This window comes from Desulfoscipio gibsoniae DSM 7213 (assembly GCF_000233715.2).
Lineage (GTDB): Bacteria > Bacillota > Desulfotomaculia > Desulfotomaculales > Desulfallaceae > Sporotomaculum > Sporotomaculum gibsoniae.
Genome location: NC_021184.1, coordinates 1,532,393 through 1,556,882 on the forward strand (window position 1 = coordinate 1,532,393; position 24,490 = coordinate 1,556,882).

General features: G+C 45.5%; 18 protein-coding genes, 2 rRNA genes and 1 pseudogene. All 21 read left to right on the forward strand.

Annotation, left to right across the window (positions count from 1 at the left end):
• Nucleotides 1-518: 518 nt before the first annotated feature.
• The 21 genes and pseudogenes from DESGI_RS07110 (at nucleotide 519) to DESGI_RS07210 (ending at nucleotide 24,421) form a co-directional block, all read left to right on the forward strand.
• Nucleotides 519-1,169 carry a Crp/Fnr family transcriptional regulator gene (locus tag DESGI_RS07110; RefSeq protein ID WP_006522788.1) on the forward strand — a complete coding sequence of 217 codons (651 nt, stop codon included), beginning with the start codon at nucleotides 519-521 and terminating at the stop codon, nucleotides 1,167-1,169.
• Between the two features lie 226 nt (nucleotides 1,170-1,395).
• Entirely contained in the window at nucleotides 1,396-2,904 is a 1,509-nt protein-coding gene (locus DESGI_RS07115; protein WP_006522789.1) for an SLC13 family permease, read from the forward strand.
• Between the two features lie 34 nt (nucleotides 2,905-2,938).
• Complete coding sequence (locus tag DESGI_RS07120; RefSeq protein ID WP_006522790.1) at nucleotides 2,939-4,699, forward strand: adenylyl-sulfate reductase subunit alpha; 1,761 nt, start codon at nucleotides 2,939-2,941, stop codon at nucleotides 4,697-4,699.
• 19 nt (nucleotides 4,700-4,718) lie between these two features.
• On the forward strand, nucleotides 4,719-5,027 hold the full coding sequence (locus tag DESGI_RS07125) for a 4Fe-4S binding protein (RefSeq protein ID WP_006522791.1): 309 nt from the start codon (nucleotides 4,719-4,721) through the stop codon (nucleotides 5,025-5,027).
• A gap of 192 nt (nucleotides 5,028-5,219) precedes the next feature.
• Nucleotides 5,220-5,699: a RidA family protein gene (locus DESGI_RS07130; RefSeq protein WP_006522793.1), complete on the forward strand. Its 480-nt coding sequence runs from the start codon at nucleotides 5,220-5,222 to the stop codon at nucleotides 5,697-5,699.
• A gap of 20 nt (nucleotides 5,700-5,719) precedes the next feature.
• Nucleotides 5,720-6,247 carry a pyridoxal-phosphate dependent enzyme gene (locus tag DESGI_RS07135; protein ID WP_006522794.1) on the forward strand — a complete coding sequence of 176 codons (528 nt, stop codon included), beginning with the start codon at nucleotides 5,720-5,722 and terminating at the stop codon, nucleotides 6,245-6,247.
• Between the two features lie 303 nt (nucleotides 6,248-6,550).
• Nucleotides 6,551-6,907, forward strand: coding sequence for an AbrB/MazE/SpoVT family DNA-binding domain-containing protein (locus DESGI_RS07140; protein WP_006522795.1), 357 nt, complete (start codon nucleotides 6,551-6,553; stop codon nucleotides 6,905-6,907).
• Nucleotides 6,801-7,205 (forward strand): annotated as a pseudogene (locus DESGI_RS23705) (SDR family oxidoreductase); the annotation flags it as partial. The gene DESGI_RS07140 and the pseudogene DESGI_RS23705, both read left to right, overlap by 107 nt.
• A gap of 182 nt (nucleotides 7,206-7,387) precedes the next feature.
• Nucleotides 7,388-7,834: a hypothetical protein gene (locus DESGI_RS07145; RefSeq protein WP_006522796.1), complete on the forward strand. Its 447-nt coding sequence runs from the start codon at nucleotides 7,388-7,390 to the stop codon at nucleotides 7,832-7,834.
• A 5-nt stretch (nucleotides 7,835-7,839) separates the two neighbouring features.
• Complete coding sequence (locus tag DESGI_RS07150) at nucleotides 7,840-8,670, forward strand: sensor histidine kinase (protein ID WP_006522797.1); 831 nt, start codon at nucleotides 7,840-7,842, stop codon at nucleotides 8,668-8,670.
• Nucleotides 8,670-9,272, forward strand: a complete 603-nt coding sequence (locus DESGI_RS07155) for an accessory gene regulator ArgB-like protein (RefSeq protein ID WP_006522798.1) — start codon at nucleotides 8,670-8,672, stop codon at nucleotides 9,270-9,272. Before DESGI_RS07150 ends, DESGI_RS07155 begins: the two co-directional genes overlap by 1 nt.
• A 21-nt stretch (nucleotides 9,273-9,293) precedes the next feature.
• Nucleotides 9,294-9,416, forward strand: a complete 123-nt coding sequence (locus tag DESGI_RS23710) for a cyclic lactone autoinducer peptide (RefSeq protein ID WP_006522799.1) — start codon at nucleotides 9,294-9,296, stop codon at nucleotides 9,414-9,416.
• Nucleotides 9,417-9,829: 413 nt separating this feature from the next.
• Nucleotides 9,830-11,005, forward strand: coding sequence for a cache domain-containing protein (locus DESGI_RS07160; RefSeq protein ID WP_006522800.1), 1,176 nt, complete (start codon nucleotides 9,830-9,832; stop codon nucleotides 11,003-11,005).
• Between the two features lie 455 nt (nucleotides 11,006-11,460).
• Nucleotides 11,461-11,673, forward strand: a complete 213-nt coding sequence (gene tatA, locus DESGI_RS07165) for a twin-arginine translocase TatA/TatE family subunit (RefSeq protein WP_006522801.1) — start codon at nucleotides 11,461-11,463, stop codon at nucleotides 11,671-11,673.
• Nucleotides 11,674-11,735: 62 nt separating this feature from the next.
• The gene (fdnG, locus tag DESGI_RS07175) at nucleotides 11,736-14,798 is read left to right on the forward strand and encodes a formate dehydrogenase-N subunit alpha (RefSeq protein ID WP_015617937.1); all 3,063 of its coding nucleotides are present in this window, start codon (nucleotides 11,736-11,738) and stop codon (nucleotides 14,796-14,798) included.
• Nucleotides 14,799-14,829: 31 nt separating this feature from the next.
• The gene (locus DESGI_RS07180) at nucleotides 14,830-15,639 is read left to right on the forward strand and encodes a 4Fe-4S dicluster domain-containing protein (RefSeq protein WP_006522804.1); all 810 of its coding nucleotides are present in this window, start codon (nucleotides 14,830-14,832) and stop codon (nucleotides 15,637-15,639) included.
• A gap of 86 nt (nucleotides 15,640-15,725) precedes the next feature.
• Nucleotides 15,726-16,865 (forward strand): NrfD/PsrC family molybdoenzyme membrane anchor subunit, encoded by a 1,140-nt coding sequence (gene nrfD / locus DESGI_RS07185; RefSeq protein WP_006522805.1) that lies wholly within the window; start codon nucleotides 15,726-15,728, stop codon nucleotides 16,863-16,865.
• Nucleotides 16,866-16,883: 18 nt separating this feature from the next.
• Entirely contained in the window at nucleotides 16,884-17,705 is an 822-nt protein-coding gene (locus DESGI_RS07190; protein WP_006522806.1) for a formate dehydrogenase accessory protein FdhE, read from the forward strand.
• 3 nt (nucleotides 17,706-17,708) lie between these two features.
• A complete protein-coding gene (gene tatC / locus DESGI_RS07195) occupies nucleotides 17,709-18,491 on the forward strand; it encodes a twin-arginine translocase subunit TatC (RefSeq protein WP_006522807.1) in 783 nt (260 codons plus the stop codon).
• An 879-nt stretch (nucleotides 18,492-19,370) separates the two neighbouring features.
• A 16S ribosomal RNA gene (locus DESGI_RS07205) occupies nucleotides 19,371-20,953 on the forward strand.
• Between the two features lie 316 nt (nucleotides 20,954-21,269).
• Nucleotides 21,270-24,421: ribosomal RNA gene (locus tag DESGI_RS07210) — 23S ribosomal RNA — on the forward strand.
• The 16S and 23S rRNA genes sit together here, the layout of an rRNA operon.
• Nucleotides 24,422-24,490 lie beyond the last annotated feature (69 nt).

Here is a 24,490-nt window from a genome sequence, read left to right on the forward strand (position 1 = left end):
GTATCTTACTGAAAGGAAAGGTCTTCCCTAAAAGTCACGATCTGTTGCGCAGTCAATCAGTTGACCTTACTAAAGCGGCTATACATAGGGTTGACGTTCTTATTAAATATATGAAACTAAAAAATTGCTTTTCGAGCGTCCGCTATACCCATATGCGCTACCGAATACGAAAGAGAGAGTGGCAACTAATGAAATTGCTCTCTTATGGGATCATCTTATTTTCAGATATCATAATATCCGGCAGCCTTTTTAAACTTTTAGCAATGTTAACTCAATAATTTAGAATTGAGACATTGGGTTTATGACTATGTTGTGCAAGCTGAAGAGATTGAAGGAATTTATAAAGATAACGTCGAATTATTGCAAAAATAGCATCTAATTATTGAATGGCAAACGAAACTGAGAATTTCTATAGAATAAAGCAAATGTTCGACCGGAATTTGAGTAGAGACGATTCTAAATGCAAGTTAAGAACCGTTCTCACTTGCTTTTTGATTAACTAGTAGAGGGGTATATTAGTGTCAAAACTTATTTTAACAGACAAGGAACAAGAAAAACTAAACTCAATCAGTTCAATAATCAATTACCCAAAAGGACAAATAATATTTACATCAGGGCAGAGAACTAATGAGGTCTATTATATTAAAAGTGGGTGGGTTAGGATTTACCGCACTGTAAGTGACGGGCGCCAGGTAGCTGTGGCACTGCGCTACCCTGGAGATTTTATTGGTCTAGCTGAAATATTCAGTGGTACAGAGCGGGAATGTTGTGCGGAAGCCATGGATAACGTTTATATTCAAGTAGTTTACGGTAATGAGTTTAAAAAGTTGTTGTTACAGAACCCGGAGTTTTCAGCTAAAATTAACGAGTTACTGGGTAAAAGGCTGCGAGAAGCTCATAACGCTATGCACGATTTTATCAGTAATCAGGCACAAGGCCGTCTAGCATTAATACTCAAAAGGATGTCAGAAAATTCCGGTGAATTAGATGGCGACTATATCGGGGTAAATTTAAAGGTAACCCAGGTGGAGTTGGCTTGCATGATCGGGACCGCCCGGCAAACAATTTCTCACTTAATAAACCTTTTTAAAGAGGATGGGTGTATAATATTTGACGGTAGAGAGATAGTAGCGGTGAATCTTAAAAAACTTCAATCCTGGATTGAGTAGCAAAAGGTTAAATCTTTATATATAAGGCGTTTAGAAATCCATGCAAATGGGTTTTTAAACGCCTTTTGTCGTATATGTGACATTTGGGTTGTTACCAGGGGGACAAAATGGCGCCGGAAAAATGACAGTAAAGTGTCTTGGTTGTGGTGTAACCTGCTAAACCTAATTGCTAAAATTATAGTCAGCATAAGGACAGATTATTTATTGATGGGGAGGGTGATTTTAATTGGCCAATGGTACGATTACCAGTACAGTTTCTGTCAAAACAAAAAATGAAAACCTAATTAACTTAAACCTTAAAGAAGCGGGGCTGAATAAGTACTCCGTGCCTGGATTTATTCTTTCCTGGCTAATCTTCGCAGTGGTGTTAGCGTTGGTTCCCACTTCTGAAGGGCTTACAGCCGAAGGGCGGGCTTCATTGGCTGTTATGGGATGGGTCACAACAATTTGGTTAACCAGTGCACTACCCTTGAGTATTTCAGGCCTCGGCATTCCAATACTATTAATGTTAACCGGAGCTATGCCAACGATTCCGGAAGCCTTTGGTGGTTTTACGCAAAACGTTACCTATTTAATCTTGGGCTGTTTTGTTTTAGCTGCGGTGATGCAGACCACCGGTTTAGATAGGCGGATTTCATTAGGTATAGTTTCGAAAGTTAAACCTAAGGTCGGTAGTGTGCTTAAAGGTTTGATGGGAGCACACTTGATAACAGCCATACTTGTTCCGGCAACCAATGCCAGAGGGGCTGTATTCTTACCAATCGTTTCCGGTCTAAACAATCTTTTTGATAAAGAAGGTGAAGGTGCCAGGGCCAGAAAGGCCATGACCATGGTGGGTATTGGATTTGCATCGCTGGCCTCCGGCATAATACTGCTGCACAGCCATATGTCCAATGTCATTATCACCCAAACTATTAACCAGGCAGTGGGTGAAAATATTATCACCTGGGATACCTGGGCTTGGATGAACTGGCCGCTTCTCGGAATTTTGGTGATTCTCTACTTCTGGGTAAACTGGGTTTTAAAAACAAAAAACATTGAAGTGCCTGGTGGTATGGATGAAGTAAAACGGCAAAAAGATGCACTTGGCAAAATGTCCTTTACAGAATGGGTCGTTTTGGTAGCGTTCTCCCTGGCGATCATAATGTGGGCTACCGAAAAAATACATGGTTTGAGTATGGCAGTGATAAGTCTTGGTGTAATAATGCTATTATTCATCCCCGGCTTAACAAACCTCTCGTGGAAGAAAGTGCAATCGAACACCATTTGGGGTACCTGGTTGCTGCTCTGCGGTTCACTTTCATTAGTAAGCGCTTTTGGTAAAACGGGAGTTGACACCTGGTTAGCATCATATCTAGTGGGAATAGCTCCCGCCTGGGGTTGGATTGGGGTTACACTGTTCATTTGCATAGTGGTGCAATTTCTCCGGCTTGGCATTGTCAGTAATGTTGCTGCGGTGACACTTTTTGCCCCGATAGTGGCGGCGATGGCACCAATGCTGGATTTAAACACAGTTGCATTTACTATGGCAGTACTAAATGTAGATAGCTATGCGTTTATTCTACCAATTTCAGTGACTGCTTGTTTAATTGCCTACGGTACTGAAGAATTTAGCTTTATGGAATTTGTTAAAGTAGGTGCACCCTTAACATTGATGGTTATTCTCTACATGGTGTTTGTAATGCTACCCTGGTATGCCTTCTGTGGATATCCAATTTGGGTGCCCATGAATTAAAAATTTTTCACCAAAATCAAAGGAGGTCATCGTTTTGGCTAGAGCAAAATTGCCTAAAAACATTAACCAAATTGAAGAAGTACGTATAGATACAGATATTCTAATTATTGGTGCAGGTAATGCCGGCTGCTTTGCCGGTATCGAGGCCAAGCGGGTAAACCCTGAGTTAAAAGTAACCCTGATTGAAAAGGCTCATATTGACCGCAGCGGTTGCCTGGCCGGTGGTATGGATGCCATTAATACCTACATTAAAAAAGATCGTACCATTGAAGATTTTGTTCGTTGGAGTCGTTCCCAGGCAGGTGGTTTACTAAGAGAAGATTTAACCATCAGTATGGCTGAAGTTTTGAACAAGCCAATTGAAGAGTGGGAAGAATGGGGCATGCCCATTAAATATGAAGAAGATGGTGACGAATATAAAACCCGGGGTAAGTGGGATATTACCATTAGAGGAGCCGAAATGAAAGTAATTTTGGCTGAAAAAACAAGAGAAGTAGGCTGCGAAATTCTAAACCGGGTTGTATTTACTAACTATTTAGTTGACGGGGAAAAAGTTGTTGGAGCCATTGGTTTTGGTGTCAGAGACGGCAAGTTGTATATAGTTAGAGCTAAATCAACCCTTATTGCTACCGGTGGGGCCGCCGGATTATATAAGCCCTATCAAAATGATGGTAACGACAGTCACCACCAGTTGTGGTACTGCCCATTTAACGTAGGTACCGGTTACGCTGCCGGAATTCGTGCCGGTGCGGAAATGACCACTTTTGAGATGCGCTGGTGCGCAACCAGAACTAAAGACTTTAACGGTCCCATTGATACAATTTCCGTAGGTTATAAAACACCAATGGTTAACTGTAAAAATGAACAAATTCTGAATACCCGCTACGCCCATCTGGGTGGCGACGCGGCACCCAGGTTCATTAGAGCTAACCTGCCTATGGATGAGTGGCGTGAAGGAAGAGGTCCCTGTTACGTAGACACCACCCACATGACTCCGGACCAGATTCGTGACATGAAAATGGATTACCTAAATGAACGTCCTAGTTATGTATTGTTCTTAGCTGGGCGGGGACAGGATCTATCCAAGGAACCGATTGAAATTTATGGTTCAGATCCGTATATTGTCGGTGGACACACTGCCAGTGGTTATTGGGTGGATGTAAAGAGACAAACTACCTTGCCGGGTTTATATGCCTGCGGTGATGTGGCCGGCGGTACTCCGAATAAGTTTGTAGGTGGTTGTGCTGCAGAAGGTCTGCTGGCCGCAAGGGCGGCAGCGAAAAATGCTGCTAATGTTGAATTGGGGCAAGTTACCGTCGAACAGATTAAAAAAGAAAAAGAAAGAATCTTTGCCCCTGGCTTTAGGCAGCAAACCGTTGGTGATGGTGTTAAGCCAAGGGAAATGGAAGAAAGACTGCAGCGTCTAATGGATGAGTATGCAGGTGGGGTTCATCAATTCTTCCGCATGAATAAGGAAGGTTTGGCATATGCCCTGCGTCATATTCGGATGATGAAGGATCAAATGCAATATTTGGTTGCCAAAGACTTGCACGAACTAATGGAGGCACATGAAATTATTGATAGATTGGATGTTGCCGAAGTGCTGGTGCATCACCTGTCCTATCGTGAAGAAACCAGATGGCCGGGTTGGCAAACAAGAGCGGACTTTCCGGAAAAGAATGACGAAAAGTTTGATTGCTTCGTAAACTCTCGCTATAACCCGAAGACAGGTGAAATTGAAATGTTTACACGCCCCTATGAACAAATTATCTCGGGGGATAGATTAAAAGCATAAATATAGGAGGTTGATATTAATGCCACCAGTAATAGATAAGGAAAAATGTATAGGTTGTGGAGCATGTGAGGAAATTTGCCCGGGGGACTTAATGGAAATAGATGAGCATGAAAATAAAGCATTCTGCCGCGCCAACAGAGATTGCTGGGATTGCATGGCTTGTGTTAAAGAATGTCCTAACGGGGCAATTGAAACCAGAATTCCGTATCAATTGGGCTACTATCCGGCAAAATTAATTCCTAAGAAGCGGGAAAAAGAGATTGAGTGGACTATTATCGATATTAACGCTAACGTAGAAAAGCTTATTGTAGAGACTCGTAACAAATAACAGAAACCGGGTTTTGGATTACATTAAAAAAATGTTGATCACTGTAATGGTTATGCTAAATTTTAATTGGCCGGAGAAATTCGGCCTTTTTCTATTTTAGCGGCAGGTATTCGGCCAAGGGGGTCAGACTTAAACTTGTTTAAACTAACTGTATTATCCAGATAATTAAATAATGGATAAGAGGTGTAGGCTATGCGCAGAGCGGACTTTCAAGCGCGGATAAAAAAGATTGAAATTGCCAACAAAGTGCTGGCCGACGGGTGGTTGCAAACCAGTCGGGTGCAGCTGGACGAGATAGAAGCAATTAAAACGGACCAGGCTCCTGAGGCAATTGGACCATACTCACAGGCTGTAAAGGTTGGTAATTTTATGTTTATTTCCGGGCAGATACCTATTGACCCTGCTACCGGGGAGGTTGTAGAAGAGGATGTGCAGGTACAAACTAAACAATGCATTATTAATATAGAAGCGATTTGTAAAAAAGCTGGTGCAGAATTAAACGATGTTATAAAAACTACGGTATTTGTAAAAGATATGTCTCAATTTGCAAAAGTAAATGAAACTTATGGTGAGTTCTTCACTAATGAAGCGCCGGCCCGGGCATGTGTTGAGGTATCTTGTTTGCCAAAAAATGTATTGGTTGCAATTGAAGCAATAGTTCTCGTTAAATAAAATATCAGGGAGTGAATCTAGTGAGCTTTGTAACTAATTTGAAATGTGCCAAATGTAACAAACACTATGAGAGTGAAGAAGTACAACAGCTTTGTGAATGTGGTGGGCCCCTTGTAGTTAAATATGATTTGGAAAAAGTTAAGAAAAATTTCAAAAAAGAGGACTTAAAGAGTCGTGAGCCAAGTTTGTGGCGCTACTGGGAATTGCTGCCGGTAAAAGATAAAAGGAACATGGTAACTTTGGGTGAAGGCATGACCCCTCTGATTAAGATGGACGTTGCAGGTCCAGATATCGGTTTAAATAACCTCTATTTGAAGGATGAAGGGATTATTCCATCCGGCACCTTTAAATCTAGAGGTGCGACTGTTGGTGTTTCTCGGGCTAAAGAACTAGGTATAAAAACGCTAGCTATGCCCACTAATGGTAATGCAGGCGCAGCCTGGTCTACTTACGGTGCTAGAGCAGGTATAAAATCGGTTATTGTTATGCCCGTAGATGCGCCAGAAATTACCCGTAATGAATGTGCTATAACAGGCGCCGATCTTTAACCTGGTAAACGGTTTAGCGCAGGAAACTTGCGAGGAGCTGTCCCTAGTACGAGAGGACCGGGATGGACGGATTACTGGCGTACCAGTACCAGTTATCGCGCCAGTGGGAAGGTCTTTGCCGGAGTAGTAAGTCACCAGTATAGCTTAAATTTTAAAATCTTATAATTAAAAAATCGTAGGATTAATTTTTTTAAAAAAGAATTAATTACTAACCAACTCTTTTTATGTTGCACTTCAAATAAAAATCGGGTACACTTTGAGTAGGAAAGTAGGAATATCCAATTAAATAAAGAGGTGCAATACATGATTACTGAGCTTCGTAAAAAATCTCAAATCACTATTCCACGAGAGTTGGTATCAAAACTTGGTCTAAGAGAAGGAGATAAGCTGGAGATTATTGAAAAAGACGGTGTCATTCAAATCATGCCGGTTGTAGTATATCCCAAAAAATATCTTGATGAATTAAAAGAAGAGATCACAGATATAAAGACTAAGATTAAGTCAGGAGATCAGCCGGTGTTTGATAACGTGGACGATTTATTTAAACAGCTTGATTCTGAGGATATCGTCCAGCAGAGACAGAATGAGCCAACCGAACACCGAAAGTTACACTGCTGCCAAAGGCGGGATTTCAGCATTAACACACGCGCTTGCAGTTAGCCTGTCGGGAAAAGTAAGAGTAAATTCCATAAGCCCCGGGTGGATCGAAACCCAAGGTATTGAACTTCACGGAGCAGACAACTCTCAGCATCCCGCAGGCAGGGTTGGAAATCCTCTTGATATTGCTAACATGGTGTTATTTCTTTGTAGCGATAAAGCGAGTTTTATTACCGGTGAAAATATCACCGTCGACGGTGGCATGACAAAGTTGATGATCTATCACAATGACTATGGATGGACCTTACGACCATTAATGAAAAAACCTCGGGTACAGCAAGAAAATGTACAAACGAATTAATTGCTGAAAATTAATCTCATACAATACCATAAGGCACGGGAATTGAATTCCCGTGCTTTTTTATGGTGCTAGAAATTAAAACCAAGGTCCTAAAAAAATATGACTTATACCTTAATTTAAAGTCTGCCGTAAAAGGAAAAAATGTTTTTTTATTGAATAATACTTTAAAAAGGGTGAATTAAATGGACAAAATGCCTATATTAAGCTTAATATTTTATTCCATACCGGAAAGTTATTTGATCTTCACATTTGGCATGATAGCCATTGGCCAAAGACCTAATTACTTAAACATAGCAATCCCGGCTGTAATTTCGGCCCTGGCATCATATTTTGTAAGAATGGCACCATTAACTTTTGGTGCCCATTCCATCATTGGGGTTTTTATAGCATTCATCCTTTTTAAGATAGCTTTAAAAATATCCCTTAAGCAGGCGCTTTTAGCAACGATAATTAGTATGGGAACGTTATTAGCAATCGAACAGTCTGTAACCTATTTAATGGAAACTCTTTTAGGTCTACATCTACAAGAAATATGGAAAGACCCCATATTGAGAACTCTGTTGCCCTGGCCGCAGCTTCTTATCTATGCAGCTATATGCTTATTATTATATAGAAAGAGGTCTTTATAATAAAAATGAGATTGTCATTTATACAAAAGGACATGCCTTATGTAATTACTGCATTTCTGTTAATTCAGGCTTTCTCTATCTTGCTTGCAAGTAGAGTAGTAAACTTTCATAGCCAGCAAATAACATTATTAGGGATAATGATTCCTATAGTGGCTTTAATTAACTTTGCTATCGTACTGGCAGCAGTTTACTGGTTAAATAATATGTTTACGCTTAATAAAATACTAACAACTATGAACGAAAATTTAAAAATATTACGTTCAGAACGACATGATTTTATTAATCACTTGATGTCTATCCATGGTCTAATAGCTGCCGATGAATATAAATCTGTAATTGATTATATTAAACTTGTAAACCAGGACTATCGTAACAATAGCCAAATGTTAAATATTAGCAATTTATATCTACGGACACTCTTACAAAAAAAGAAAGACGAATCGGAGTCCCTGGGAATTAAATTTAAACTTGTTGTAACAAGTAGATTAACTCACTTTAAAATGGACCCAAAATCAATTACTGTAGTATTTGGAAATTTGTTAGACAATGCTATTGACGCAGTAAAAGATAGTACAGGTAAAAAGCAAATTACATTTGAAATAAACGAGCTTAAATTTCAATACGTTTTCATTGTTTCTGATTCAGGAGAGCCAATAAAACCAGAGGTACGGGAAAAAATGTTTGAGGTAGGTTATTCGACTAAAGGAGAGAACAGGGGATATGGATTGGAACTCATAAAAAGAGCAATTATAAAGAACCAAGGTCAATTAGTCTTTGACGATAGCAATGAAAAACAATTCAAGGTTTTAATACCAAAAACCGAAAGGGAGTTCTAATGTCGATCCATACTTGGTCTATTGCACTGGCAGAGCATATCTGTGGAGAGCTAAATAATCAAAAGGGCGGCCCTTCAAAAGCTGTTGTAGCATACGGACTGGAAATAATAATCGAGGCCTTAATCAAGATAATAGCTTTTATTCTAGTTCCTTTTGCATTAGGTATTCTAAAGCCATTTTTAATTGCTTATTTTACAGCCGGCATTTTAAAACTCTCATCCGGTGGATACCATTGTTCCGCTTATTACAGGTGCCTGATAACGACATTGCTGGTCTTTAGCGCGATTGCATTCTTAGCGATATATCTACCACAAAACATACCGGCTTTTGAGATTACCGTGGCCTCACTGTTAATTGCTCTGGTAGTATTCATTAAGTTGGTACCAGTGGATGTTCCGGAGAAGCCAATTATTAGTGCAAAAAGAAGAAAAGTTTTAAGAATACTATCAATGTTAAAATTAATTGCATTATTTATGGTTTTGGTTATTTACCAACCAGGCCATGATGTTATGTTGGCTATCTGTCTATCTGTGCTATTCCATGTTTTTACTCTAACCATGCCCGGACGCGGGCTGCTAAATTGGTTAGATAATATTATCTAATATAATGAAAGGAGGGAGAAAATGAAAAAGCATATATACAGTTTGATTGTAAGCCTGGCCAGTGTTGTAGCTTTTATGGGGATATATCCGACCTCTTGGTTTGGGTATCACCAGCCTGAGATACCAAAAGAATTGGTTAAGTAATTTTTTAAGCTTGGTTAAAGCCCCGTTAATGGGGCTTTTTATACTTTTTTCATAACAAATTATTCCGCTCGTAACGCGCGTTCGACAGTTTGCCATATAAGACAGTAATCATGCCTAGTAACACGTGCCATTTTATACCTAAGTTATACCTAAGCATCACACTTCAATTGTAAGATTATTTTCTGTATTGAAGGGCCACCTCTACATGGACCGGCTGACTAAAAGGGGTATAGATAAAGCGTTTACCGAAAAAACACTTATACCAAGGTAGTTTTCTTTTATTCGGTAGCAAAAAAACATCGTTATTAAGGAGGATTAATTCTATAGAAAATTGAAATAAAAATAAATTAAATTTAGTAAAATTAATTTAATTATTTAATTGATTAGATAAAATAACATGTGAGGAAAAATAGATGAATTCAATACGTCGTCAGCTAACATTACTGTTAATCTGTTTTATAGTCATACTTGCCGCCGTCCTTGTTACGGCTGCGGTCTGGCAGATCCGGGAGAAGGCAGTGGTCGCTGCGGTTGAAAAGGCAAAAAGCGATCTTAATACTTTTGAGGTGATTTTGGACTTAAAATATCCCGGGCAGTGGTATGTGGACGATGGCATCTTGTATAAGGGGAATACACGCATTAATGAAAATAATGAAATTGTTGACTATATTAATCGGTTAACCGGGGATACATGTACAGTTTTTCTATTAGATAAGCGGGTCGCTACAACGGTACGGGCTGTGGGCGGTCAACGAGCCATTGGCACAGCCGCATCCGATGTGGTAAAACAAGTGGTACTGCAGAACGGCGGTATGTATACGGGGGAGGCTGATGTTATTGGGGAGATCTACCAGGCCGCCTATAAGCCTATCCGCGATAGCAACAGCAACATCATCGGAATGATTTATGTGGGTGCTCCCCACGAATTTTACCGACAGCTGCTTTACGGCACATTGAAGAACCTGAGTTTTGTCATCGTATGTCTGATTATCCTGTTTTCAGTGGCCATCCGGCTCTACGTTGAATTAAAAATTGTCCGGCCTTTAAGGGAATTAACCCGGGATACCCGGGAGATCTCCGCCCACCCCATGCAGAGTGTCAACCCGGTTATAGCGTCCGGCCCCTCTGAGATCAGGGAATTGGTCAAGGCGTTTAATCAAATGGTGGAAAACTTCTCCGATTTGAGGCGGCAGCTTTTAACGCCATACGTCCAGGAGGCTGCCGGCAAAAATGAAATATCCCCGGTCCCGGATAAAGAATCACCGCTGGCCGTTGAGCCGACTCCTTCCTCTGATGGGCCGGTCCCGAATGAGGGTTCTCAGTCCGATAAATACCTGCAGAGTATGTTGCCGAAAGGGTTGAATCAGGTAACATTAAACCAGGTGGTTGCTTTCATGGATCAAGAAGACGCCTACTTTACAGCGGAAGAAGTTTCGGAACATATCAATGTGACAAGGGTTACGGCTATGCGATATCTGGATTTTCTGGTTGATCAAGGCCACCTTAAACTGGACTTGAGATACGGATCCGTAGGCCGTCCGGTAAAAATTTATAAGAAAAAACTCAAAGGGGCGGGCCAAGAGAACTGAATTAAGCGCACCTTTCTTGCTGAGCAGGAATAAACTGATATATTTATGCAAGAATTTATCAGTCAAGGCTTTAGTATATACCAAAAAAAGAACACCAATTCAGGTGTTTTTTTTAATTGATATTGCATTTTAAGTAATTGATTTTCTTAATGTTTTTATTAAGTTAAGTTAATTTAATTTATTTATTTTATTTTCATTATTTACATTTTCTTGTGAGCCAGGGGACTGTTATATAGAATGACAAAAGTAGCTCTCTATGGCTCCTTTGAGTTAATGTTATTTTAGCCGGGTCGGTATTATTATTTCGGAATATGGTTTTAATCCGGTATCCAATCAATAAAGGGGGTGATAATTGGGGATGAGGCGGGGGCTGGATCAAGTTGTTTAATTATTTAAACTGTTTCCACAATTGAACCCAATTAAATAGATTAAATAATCTGAAAGGAGCATGGACTATGTTCGGCGGTATTTTTCAACCGACTCACTTGGTTTTAATCCTGGTTGTGGTGCTCATTATTTTTGGACCGGGCAAACTGCCCGATGTCGGGAAAGCCATGGGCAAGTCGTTAAGAGAATTCAGAAGGGCTACTTCATCCGCCCTGGAAGAGGAAGAAAAAGACAAGAAACCGCAGGTAGTACCGGCTCAGGAAACCACTCAAACAAAGTAATAAATGGGTTTGGGTATAGTCGGAGGGGGCTAATGTATTCTGAGGGGGTTTAACGTTATTAAATGAAGAAGATTAGCAGAAGAGATTTTCTAAGAAATGTAGGGCTTGGTACCGCCGGTCTGACCCTGTTCGCCGGTGCCGGTACCGCCAATGCCACCGAGCAAAACCAAAGGATTTCCGGCGGTAACCTGCCGCTAAAAATCAGGAAATTAACAGAGACACCCAGTGTCTGCGCCTACTGTGGCTGCGGTTGCGGTATTTTACTTTACACAAGCCAGGGCAAGCTGGTTCACGTTGAAGGCGACCCTGACAATCCGATCAACGAAGGTACTCTCTGCCCCAAAGGAATCGGGATCAGCGACGCCAATACGGTGGTTACGAAAAGGGGCGTCCGAGAACCAAACCTGAACCGGATCACCAAGCCCCTTTACCGCGCCTCCGGAAGCAGTAAATGGGAAGAAAAAGATTGGGAATGGACATTAAAAACCATAGCCCAGCGGTTTAAAAAGACAAGAGATGAAAGTTTTGAAGAAAAGGATAACCACGGTGTAACGGTGAACCGCACCCTGGACATCGCTCATTTTGGCAGCGCCTCCCTGGACAACGAGGAGAACTACATCTTGCAAAAAATGATGCGTGCCGCAGGCCTGGTAAACATTGAGCACCACGCCCGCCTCTGACACTCTTCCACAGTGGCCGGTCTGGCCAACTCATTCGGCAGGGGCGTTATGACCAATCATTTTATTGATTATAAAAATACCGACGTGTTTCTAATTATCGGGGCCAACCCGGCGGAAAACCATCCTCAGGTGATGCGCTGGATTGCCAGGGCCAGGTCTGAAAAAGGGGCCAGGGTCATTGTTGCCGACCCCAGGGTTACGAAGACCGCTGCCTTATCGGACATTCATGTCCGGCTGCGTCCCGGTACAGACATTGCTTTCGTCTACGGCATTATTAATTATATTCTCGTAAATAATCTGTATTTTAAAGAATACGTACTTTATTATACCAACGCCAGTTATCTGATTGACCCATCCTTTGGTTTTCAAGACGGCCTTTTTAGCGGCGCTACGGAAAAAAACGGTACATTAAGCTACGACAATCAGAGCTGGCAGTATCAAAAAGACGGAGATACCATTCAAAAGGACCTTACTTTACAGGATCCGAACTGTGTATTCCAGATACTGAAGAAGCATGTCAGCCGTTACGATATCAAAACCGTGTGCCGCATCACCGGCACATCCGAAAATACCTTCAAGAAAGTCTGCGAGCTCTACGTCTCCACCGGCAAACCCAATAAAGCCGGTAACCTAATCTACGCCATGGGCATTACCCAGCATACCTACGGTACCCAGAACGTGCGAACCACCGCCATACTCCAACTGCTGCTGGGCAACATCGGCATTGCCGGAGGCGGTGTCAACGCCCAACGGGGAGAGGCCAACGTGCAGGGTTCCACTGATATGGGGATACTGAATCACATTCTTCCCGGATACATTAGCGTTCCATATGCTTCTCAGCATGGGGCATTAAAAGATTATATAGAAAAGGAAACCCCCAAGACGGGTTACTGGTCCAATAAGCCTAAGTTCCTTATCAGCATGTTAAAGGCCTGGTACGGCGACAAGGCCACCCGGGAAAACGATTTCCGCTATGACTGGCTGCCCAAGCATGACGGTAAAAACCGCTCCCACATGGGCGTTTTTGAAATGATGGCTGCCGGCGAGATCAAAGGGATGTTTGCCTGGGGCCAGAATCCGGCCGTAGGAGGGCCGAGCGCCTCCATGGAAAGAAAGGCGCTGGAAAACTTAGACTGGCTGGTGGCGGTGGACCTGTTTGAAACCGAAACAGCCGCTTTCTGGAAGCGTCCCGGCGCGGATCCCAAAGCCATTAATACTGAAGTATTCCTTTTACCTGCCGCCTTTTCCTATGAGAAAGATGGCACGGTTTCCAACAGCGGACGCTGGATCCAATTCCGCTGGAAGGCCGTTGAACCACCGGGTGAAGCCAAGAGCGACCTGTGGATTGTCGACCGCTTGTTTAAGGCCATCCGGCAGGAGTATCAAAGCGGTGGTAAATTCACCGATCCCATCATGAACCTGGTTTGGAATTATGACCAGCCGGGTGAAGAAGAACCCAACCTGGATCAGGTGGCCCTGGAAATCAACGGTTACGAGGTGGGCAAATCTGTTCCCCTGACCAGCTTTGCCAGGCTGGCCGATGACGGCAGCACGGCCTGCGGCTTGTGGATTTACACCGGGTATTGGGCGGAGGACAAGGATACCAAGCTGCCTGCGGCGAAACGCCGCATCAAGACCGATCAGACCGGCCTTGGCCTGTATCCGCACTGGTCTTTTGCCTGGCCGTTAAACCGGCGCATTGTCTATAACCGCTGTTCCTGCGATCCCGGCGGCAGGCCGTGGAATGAAAAAGCAGCACTGGTGGCCTGGAACGGCAGTAAGTGGATCACCAACGACGTGCCGGACTTCGGGGCGCAAGATCCCAATACCGGCGAGCCCGTACCACCGGAAAAAACGGCCAACGCGCCTTTTATCATGAATCCGGAGGGACAGGCAAGGTTGTTCGCACCGGAGCTGAATGACGGCCCGCTGCCCGAACACTACGAGCCGGTTGAAAGTCCGGCCAAGAATATCATGTCCAAACGTCAAAACTCACCTATGGTAGCCCGGTTCTCCGGCGACTTTGCCACGGTGGCTGAAATGGGCAGCAAACGATTCCCCCATGTGATGACCACTTATCGGGTCATTGAACATTACCAAAGCGGCGCTGTTACCCGTAACTGCCCGTGGCTGGTGGAAGCTGCTCCGGAAGCCTTCGCCATGATCTCGCCCCAGTTGGCTGCAAAAATCGGCGTCAAAGGGGGGGACGAGATCTGGGTCGAGACTGCCCGCAATAGGGTGAAATGTAAAGCATCCGTTCAACCGTTGATGAAGGCGCTGAACATTAACGGAAAGGCCGTTGAAATGGTGGGTATGCCTTGGCACTGGGGATATCAGGGCCTGGCTTCGGGAGCAACGGCCAATGACCTGACTCCCAGCGTTGGTGATCCAAATACTCACATACCTGAATATAAAGCATTCCTTTGTAATGTGCGCAAAGCCTAAAAACCGGATGAACGAAATGGAGGTGTAAATATTGTCAAAAGCCGTACTGGTTGACATAAGTAAATGCATTGGTTGTAAAGGCTGCCAGGTAGCTTGCAAACAGTGGAACGACCTGCCGGCAGCCAAAACATCTTTCAGCAATGACCTGGGCAATCCTTCCGACGGTTCCGGCTATACCTGGACCCACGTTCGATTTAGAACTGTCGAAAATGGAGACGAAGTAAAGTACCGTTTCGCCAAGCATCAATGTTTCCACTGTCTGGAGCCGGCCTGCGTTTCAGCCTGTTTTGCCAGAGCACTGCAAAAAAGCCCGGAGGGTCCGGTGGTTTATTACCCGCACCTGTGCGTGGGCTGCCGTTACTGCATGTTGGCCTGCCCCTTCTCAGTGCCCAAGTATGAGTGGGAAAAGACCTTCCCTTTAATTTCCAAATGCCAGTTTTGCTTTGACCCCGACGGCAAATACGATCGCATGCGCCACGGTATGAAACCGGCCTGTGTATCTACTTGCCCCACGGGGGCTCTGCAGTATGGTGAGCGAGGTGAACTGTTGGTACAAGCCTGGAATAAGATCAATAGCAATACGAAATATGTAAAACATGTTTATGGCGAAAAGGAAGCTGGCGGCACCTCCTGGTTATATATTTCAGATGTTCCTTTCGAAACCTTCGGCTTTAGGACCGATGTGACCACCAGGCCTCTGCCTGAATATACCGAGAGCTACATGAGGATGACTCCGGTGGTGGCACTTAGCTGGGGTGCGCTTTTAACCGGGATGTTTTTATACACCAAACGGCGGAATGAAATTGCCAGGGAACAGCATGATCAGAAACCAGGTCTGTAGATTAATTCAATGTCCTTACCGACAGGACAATGCAAAATCTGTGACAATTTTTTCTATTATTTTGGGTTATCCGAGGGGGTCATAGCATGACGGCGAAAAAAAATTGGACCTTTAAAATGACGCCGGTCAGGAAAGTGTTAATTGGTCTGGCCGCAATTTGCCTGGTTGTTGTAGGCTACAGACTGGCTTTTGGTTTGGGAAACGCCACTAACTTGAACGATCAGTGGCCCTGGGGCCTTTGGATCGGTTTTGATGTGCTTACCGGCGTGGCTTTGGCTGGCGGCGGTTACAGCACCGCTTTAATTGTGCACATCCTGCACAGGGACCAGTTTAAACCCATTGCTCGCAGTGCCATGCTTACATCATTGTTGGGTTACCTGCTGGTCATGGGCGGGTTGTTCCTGGATATCGGCCAATGGTTCAACTTCTGGCGTCCCTTTGTATCCTGGGGTTACCACAGCGTGCTGTTTGAAGTTTTCTGGTGTGTATCCTTATATACCCTCATTCAGGTCCTTGAATTCAGCGAAATTGCCACAGAAAAGATTATGAAGCCATGGCATTGCAAAATTAAAAAGTTAATGCCGGTCCTGTTGATTATTGGAGTATTGTTGCCCACTTTGCACCAGTCCTCCCTGGGCGGGCTGTATCTAATCGAAGTAGGTAAGCTCCATCCGCTGTGGTGGTCCATGCTGCTGCCCCCGTTCTTCCTGATGTCCTCATTCTTTGTGGGGCCGGCTATGATCAGCGTGGAAACGTCTCTGGCCGGTAAGGCATATAACCACCAAGTACCCTTGTCCGTAATGCGGGGCCTGATAAAAATATCCGGAACGATGATGCTCATCTACCTGGCTCTGAAAATTGGGGACCTGATCTACCGTGATGCGTTTAAGTGGGTATTTTCCGGTACGTTGGAAGGGAATATGTTCCTGCTGGAAATCGTTGCCGGGGTTATTATTCCTATTATTATCTGTTTCAGCAGCTTAAGTTCAACTCGAAAAGGGCTGGTTACCTTTGGGGCTCTTACTGTCTTCGGGGTGATCCTGAACCGGATGAACGTAGTATTTACCGGTATGTCAAAATCCTTGGGCGGTAACTATTTCCCCTCGATGATGGAATGGGTGGTAAGTATCGGCCTGGTATCCATTGGCGTGCTGGCCTATATGTTTATCGTGGAAAACTTTGGGATTCTGGAAAAGCACCATGATCATCAGGTTCTTACTAATTAAATTTAGGAGTTAAATACAATGAATGTTAAAAATCTAGCTCAGTTTCATCTTGAAATCTTGGACTCGGAGGAGTGTTTTCCCTCTCTGGATTGGCCGGTGCAGTTAACAGCGAAACAAGTTGAGCAGTGGCATAAGGGTCAACCTGTGCTGACCATTGTATCGCCTTTAATTGACCAAAAGTTTTTCTATAAACGATTTTTGGAAGTGGCTCGGGCTTGCTTGAAAAGGCAGCCCGTTCCAGAGGTGGTTCCGGAATCTTTGATTAATGACATTAAAAGTCTCTCTAAAAAAGATCGGGTTGAATTGATGAAGTCGGCGCTTCAGGGAGTTCAGAGAACCCAATGGTCGAAAAAATTGGGGCTTTCTATCGAAGTGTTTGATTTTTTAATGAAAGCTACGTTAAAACCATTTCTTACTCTTTACAGTAAAAATGTAATGCACCAGTTTAAACCCGATGAATGGTTGCATGGTTATTGCCCTGTCTGTGGTGAGGAGCCGGTGATGGCCAAACTGACCGGAGAAAATGGTCAAAGACAGCTGTACTGCGACCTTTGTGAAACTGAATGGCTGTACTACAGAATTGGTTGTCCATTTTGTGGTAATCAGAATCCCTCCACTCTTTCTTTTATTGCTGCAGAAGTAATGGGACAGTATCGAGTCTATTTGTGCGAGCAATGTAAAAGTTATCTAAAAACCGTCGATGAACGTATATGTGGAGAAGTCGATCTATTTTGTGAAGATATCGCTACCGTTGACCTGGACGGGTTAGCCTTGAAGGGGGGATACAGTCGGAGGGATATCAAGCATAACCTGCAAAGGTTCCTATCCACGGGGGTGTAACAGGTGGCCGACAAAAACAAAGAAATGACCATGATTGAGCATCTGGAGGAACTACGCCGGATCCTGATCATGTCCATTATGGCCACGTTCACCATGGCCATAGCCTGTTGGGTTATAAACGAGCGAGTTTTGCAGATACTGCTGGAACCGGTTGTTAGCACCGGCAACGAGGTTATTTATATCAGTGTTGTCGAAGCCTTGATGACCAAGATCAAAGTTTCTTTTTTCCTGGGTTTTCTCACCGCTTTGCCGGTCATTCTCTGGCTGTTCTGGAGGTTTATCATCCCCGCCCTGCGTAAGATGGAAAAAATCTATTTTACAATTTTTGTTACTATATCCTATGTTTTCTTTACCGGCGGCGTGCTGTTCGGCTTTTACGCGGTGTTTCGCGTGGCTGTAAAATACTTGCTTCATTTCGGCGGTACTGAACTAATCCCGATGCTAACCATAGGAAAATACATCTCGTTTACAATCATGTTCCTGTTGCCCTTCGGAATTATTTTTGAATTGCCCCTGGCTGTCTACTATCTGGCGAAACTGGATCTGCTTAGTTATCGATTCCTGGTCAAAAAACGGAAGATGGCAATTTTAATGTCGGTTGTCACCGGTGCGGTACTGATTCCCTCCCCCGATATCCTTACTCCGCTGATGATGGCCGCACCGATGTATCTTATGTATGAATTAAGCGTCAGCATTGTGCGTTTCGTGGAATGGGGTAAACGGCGCAAGGCTAGAAAGCAAAGAGAACAGGAAGTGGCTGAATATAAAACCGCGGTACGCAGCTAAAAACCCAATATTAGAGAAATCGATCTCATTGTATTGGGAAAACCAATCAGTGAGGTAGCCATAGAAACAGGTTTTTTGATCAAAACCATGGGTAAGCAAGAATCGTCCCTGCTTGCCCCAGAATATGGTCACGTATGTAAAAGAACGCATGGAATAGCGGCAACTGCTTGCAGGTTGTCGCTTTCTTTTTGAAAAAGGTTGCAGGATCATATTGCCATGCCCGGAGAATCTGGAAAACCTGAATAGTCTTCCAGATTCTCCTAGAAAGGGTCTGTCCCTCGCCGCGTTAATATGCTAAAGTAATATATGAGATTTGCAAAATAAAACATTGGGATCGGCAAAAAAGTTGATATACACAATGCCATTATTTGAGTTCAGTTCATTTGGCCTAAATTACCTCTTGTACTAAAGCCCCAAAAATGATAACATGACAAATGTCGCTGCTACGGCAGCGGAGCAAAAAACCAAGTCAGGGTAATAATGGTAAGCAGTAGTCAATGCGAACTACCAAGCCGACCACAAATTGCCTTTGACACAGACCGACACAAAGTGATACAATACAATTCCGGTCGCGAAACGGCCGCACGGTCCTTGAAAACTAAACAGTGCAAAGAGATGGAAAACGGACGCCAGTCGTGGTTGGTCAGCAATGACCGAACAAAGCGACGGCGACCAACCAAACCTCGTCAAACGAATCTAAGAGCCAGAGCCAAAGCGAAATAGCAATGGTAGCAGCTTTTAGCAAACGAATAAACGAGTAATTCATTAAAAGAGCAAGATTAAACTCACTTAAAAAGCAAACGGGCACAAGCTGCAGTAAGGTAATCCAGTTAAACAAGCCGGACACCCAAAAGCACTCAAACCCGCGAAGCATAAATTTTTATGGAGAGTTTGATCCTGGCTCAGGACGAACGCTGGCGGCGTGCTTAACACATGCAAGTCGAACGGTTCTCGAAGTTCGAGGTTGGATGTTCGAAGTTCGAAAAAGGAAAGCAATTCGAGCCTCGAATACCGAACCTCGAACTTCGAGGATAGTGGCGGACGGGTGAGTAACGCGTGGATAACCTGCCCAATAGCCTGGGATAACGCCGGGAAACTGGTGCTAATACCGGATACGTTCATTGAACTGCATAGTTCGATGAAGAAAGGTGCAAACCGCTACTGGATGGGTCCGCGTCCCATTAGCTAGTTGGTAGGGTAACGGCCTACCAAGGCAGCGATGGGTAGCCGGCCTGAGAGGGCGACCGGCCACACTGGAACTGAGACACGGTCCAGACTCCTACGGGAGGCAGCAGTGGGGAATCTTCCGCAATGGGCGCAAGCCTGACGGAGCAACGCCGCGTGAGTGACGAAGGTCTTCGGATTGTAAAACTCTGTCCAAAGGGAAGAACAAATGACGGTACCTTTGGAGGAAGCCCCGGCTAACTACGTGCCAGCAGCCGCGGTAAAACGTAGGGGGCAAGCGTTGTCCGGAATTACTGGGCGTAAAGGGCGTGTAGGCGGCTCTACAAGTTAGAAGTGAAACCTATCAGCTCAACTGATAGCCTGCTTCTAAAACTGTCGGGCTTGAGTGCAGTAGAGGGGAGTGGAATTCCCAGTGTAGCGGTGAAATGCGTAGATATTGGGAGGAACACCAGTGGCGAAAGCGGCTCCCTGGCCTGTAACTGACGCTGAGGCGCGAAAGCGTGGGTAGCAAACAGGATTAGATACCCTGGTAGTCCACGCTGTAAACGATGGGTGCTAGGTGTTGGGGGTATCGACCCCCCCAGTGCCGCAGTTAACGCAATAAGCACCCCGCCTGGGGAGTACGGCCGCAAGGCTGAAACTCAAAGGAATTGACGGGGGCCCGCACAAGCGGTGGAGTATGTGGTTTAATTCGACGCAACGCGAAGAACCTTACCAGGTCTTGACATCTCCTGCCAGCTGTGGAAACACAGTTTTTCCCTTCGGGGAACAGGAAGACAGGTGGTGCATGGTTGTCGTCAGCTCGTGTCGTGAGATGTTGGGTTAAGTCCCGCAACGAGCGCAACCCCTACCTTTAGTTGCCAGCATGTAGAGATGGGCACTCTAAAGGGACTGCCGTTGACAAAACGGAGGAAGGTGGGGATGACGTCAAATCATCATGCCCTTTATGATCTGGGCTACACACGTACTACAATGGCCGGTACAGACGGAAGCGCAGCCGTGAGGTGAAGCGAACCCGATAAAGCCGGTCCCAGTTCGGATTGCAGGCTGCAACTCGCCTGCATGAAGTCGGAATCGCTAGTAATCGTAGGTCAGCATACTGCGGTGAATACGTTCCCGGGCCTTGTACACACCGCCCGTCACACCACGAAAGTTGGCAACACCCGAAGCCGGTGGGCTAACCTTTTAGGAAGCAGCCGTCGAAGGTGGGGTCGGTAATTGGGGTGAAGTCGTAACAAGGTAGCCGTATCGGAAGGTGCGGCTGGATCACCTCCTTTCTAAGGAGATACTCGAAGTTCAAGCACAAAGCTTTGAACCTCGATAATCCTAGGTCGGACATCTCCAAGCACTGTTTGGTTTTGAGGGACTAAAAGTAACGTCAGACCCCAAAGTCGGGCGTATGCAAACAGTCTCCAATATAATATCTAACAAAACGTCTGGTAAAAGCCATAAAGCTTTGGACAACGGGCAGCATAAGCCCGGTTAAACAAAACGCCAGACAACCGTTCCTTGAAAACTGCACAGCGAAAGCAAGAAATCAAAGCAAGTAAAGCAAAAGCACAGGTATAAAAACACAAGACGCCGAGACCAAAAGGTCAAGCTAACAAGAGCGTACGGTGGATGCCTGGGCGCTAAGGGCCGAAGAAGGACGTGGTAAGCTGCGAAAAGCTACGGTGAGCCGCAAGCAGGCATTGATCCGTAGATCTCCGAATGGGGCAACCCGTTACCTGTAACGAGGTAACATCTTATGCTGAATCCATAGGCATAAGAAGGGCACCCGGTGAACTGAAACATCTAAGTAGCCGGAGGAACAGAAATCAACCGAGAACCCCCAAGTAGCGGCGAGCGAACCGGGGCCAGCCTAAACCTATTTTGCGTGCAAAATAGGGGTTGCGGGACTCTCATAACGGACTAATAGCCTTAGCCGAACCCGCCAGGAACGGCGGGCCACAGAAGGTAACAGCCCTGTAGGCGAAAAGGCAACGAGTTTAGAGAGCATCCCAAGTACCGCGGGACACGAGAAACCCCGTGGGAATCAGGGAGGACCACCTTCCAAGGCTAAATACCCTTAGCGACCGATAGCGCACAAGTACCGTGAGGGAAAGGTGAAAAGCACCCCGGGAGGGGAGTGAAACAGAACCTGAAACCGTACGCTTACAACCAGTCAGAGCACAATAAACGTGTGATGGCGTACTTTTTGTAGAACGGACCGGCGAGTTACATTTAGCGTGCCAGGTTAAGGCTGACCAAGGCCGTAAACCGCAGCGAAAGCAAGTCTTAAAAGGGCGCACGTAGTACGCTGAAGTAGACCCGAAACCGGGTGATCTACCCATGTCCAGAGTGAAGCGGAAGTAACATTTCGTGGAGGCTCGAACCAACCGTCGTTGAAAAGGCGGTGGATGAGGTGTGGGTAGGGGTGAAATGCCAATCGAACCCGGAGATAGCTGGTTCTCCCCGAAATAGCTTTAGGGCTAGCCTTGTACAAAATACCCGGAGGTAGAGCACTGAATGGGCTAGGGGCCTTCACCGGTTACCGAACTCAATCAAACTGCGAATGCCGGGCTATTAAAGTACAGGAGTCAGACTGCGGGTGCTAAGATTCGTAGTCGAGAGGGAAACAGCCCAGACCGCCAGTTAAGGTCCCCAAATCGTGCTAAGTGGCAAAGGATGTGAGGTTGCCCGGACAACCAGGATGTTGGCTTAGAAGCAGCCACCATTTAAAGAGTGCGTAATAGCTCACTGGTCAAGTGACCTTGCGCCGAAAATGTAACGGGGCTCAAGCACGATACCGAAACTGCGGCAGACTGTGAAATTATCAATACACCCAGATATACAGCGCAAAACATTTTTGCCGTAAATATCAATAAAAAATAAAAAAGAAATTTACGGCCAAATGCCCCAAGGGCTAAAGCGCGTAAACAAGGGTCTGTTGATAATTTCACAGACTGGGTAGGGGAGCGTTCCCATTGGATTGAAGCTATACCGTAAGGAGTAGTGGACTAATGGGAAGTGAGAATGCCGGTATAAGTAAGCGCAAAGGCAGGTGAGAATCCTGCCCGCCGAAAACCTAAGGATTCCTGGGGAAGGCTCGTCCGCCCAGGGTAAGTCGGGCCCTAAGCCGAGGCTGAAAAGCGTAGGCGATGGACAATCGGTGGAGAATCCGATACCACCTTAAAGCCGCTATTAGGATGGGGTGACACAGGAGGGCAAGCCAAGCGCGCGGTTGGAAAAGCGCGTCCAAGCCCGTAGGGCGAACTGCAGGCAAAACCGCAGTTCATACAGCCTGAGAGGTTATGGGGAGCGAAAATAAGTAGCGAAGTGGCTGCACCCAAACTGTCAAGAAAAACCTCTAACGAGGCTATAAGGTGCCCGTACCGCAAACCGACACAGGTAGGTGGGGTGAGAATCCTAAGGCGCGCGAGAAAACCCTCGTTAAGGAACTCGGCAAAATGACCCCGTAACTTCGGGAGAAGGGGTACTCCGCTAGTGTGAAATCTAACCAGATGGAGCATGAAGGAGTCGCAGAGAAAAGGCCCAAGCGACTGTTTACCAAAAACACAGGTTCCTGCTAAATCGCAAGATGACGTATAGGAGCTGACGCCTGCCCGGTGCTGGAAGGTTAAGGGGAGAGGTTAGCGCAAGCGAAGCTTTAAACCGAAGCCCCAGTAAACGGCGGCCGTAACTATAACGGTCCTAAGGTAGCGAAATTCCTTGTCGGGTAAGTTCCGACCCGCACGAAAGGCGTAACGATTTGGGCGCTGTCTCAACGAGGGACTCGGCGAACTTGTAGTGCCGGTAAAGATGCCGGCTACCTGCGACAGGACAGAAAGACCCCGTGGAGCTTTACTGCAGCTTGACATTGGATTTTGGTATTGCATGTACAGGATAGGTGGGAGGCTGAGAAGCCAGGGCGCCAGTTTTGGCAGAGCCACCGTTGGGATACCACCCTTGTGATATTGAAATTCTAACACGAGCCTTTGAATCAAGGTTATGGACAGTGTCAGGTGGGCAGTTTGACTGGGGCGGTCGCCTCCCAAAGAGTAACGGAGGCGCCCAAAGGTTCCCTCAGCGCGGTTGGAAATCGCGCGCACAGAGTGTAAAGGCAGAAGGGAGCTTGACAGCGAGACAAACAAGTCGAGCTGGGACGAAAGTCGGGCTTAGTGATCCGGCGGCATTCGTGTGGAAGAGCCGTCGCTCAACGGATAAAAGCTACCCCGGGGATAACAGGCTTATCTCCCCCAAGAGTCCACATCGACGGGGAGGTTTGGCACCTCGATGTCGGCTCATCGCATCCTGGGGCTGTAGTAGGTCCCAAGGGTTGGGCTGTTCGCCCATTAAAGCGGTACGTGAGCTGGGTTCAGAACGTCGTGAGACAGTTCGGTCCCTATCCGTCGCAGGCGCAGGAAACTTGCGAGGAGCTGTCCCTAGTACGAGAGGACCGGGATGGACGGATCACTGGCGTACCAGTTATCGCGCCAGCGGTAGCGCTGGGTACCCAAATCCGGACGGGATAAGCGCTGAAGGCATCTAAGCGCGAAGCCCCCCTCTAGATAAGGTTTCCCACCTTCTCGATGTTCGAGGTTCGACGTTAGACGTTCGAAAAAAAATTACTCGAACATCGAATATCGAATTTCGAATCTCGAGAAGGGTAAGACCCCTGGTAGACTACCAGGTAGATAGGCCGGGCGTGCAAGCACAGCAATGTGTGCAGCGGACCGGTACTAATAGGTCGAGGGCTTGACCTGATTTTCGGTGGTCTGATTTTGTTAATATCGGTGGTTAGTGGTTGGTTGCCGGTAGGCGATAACCATACT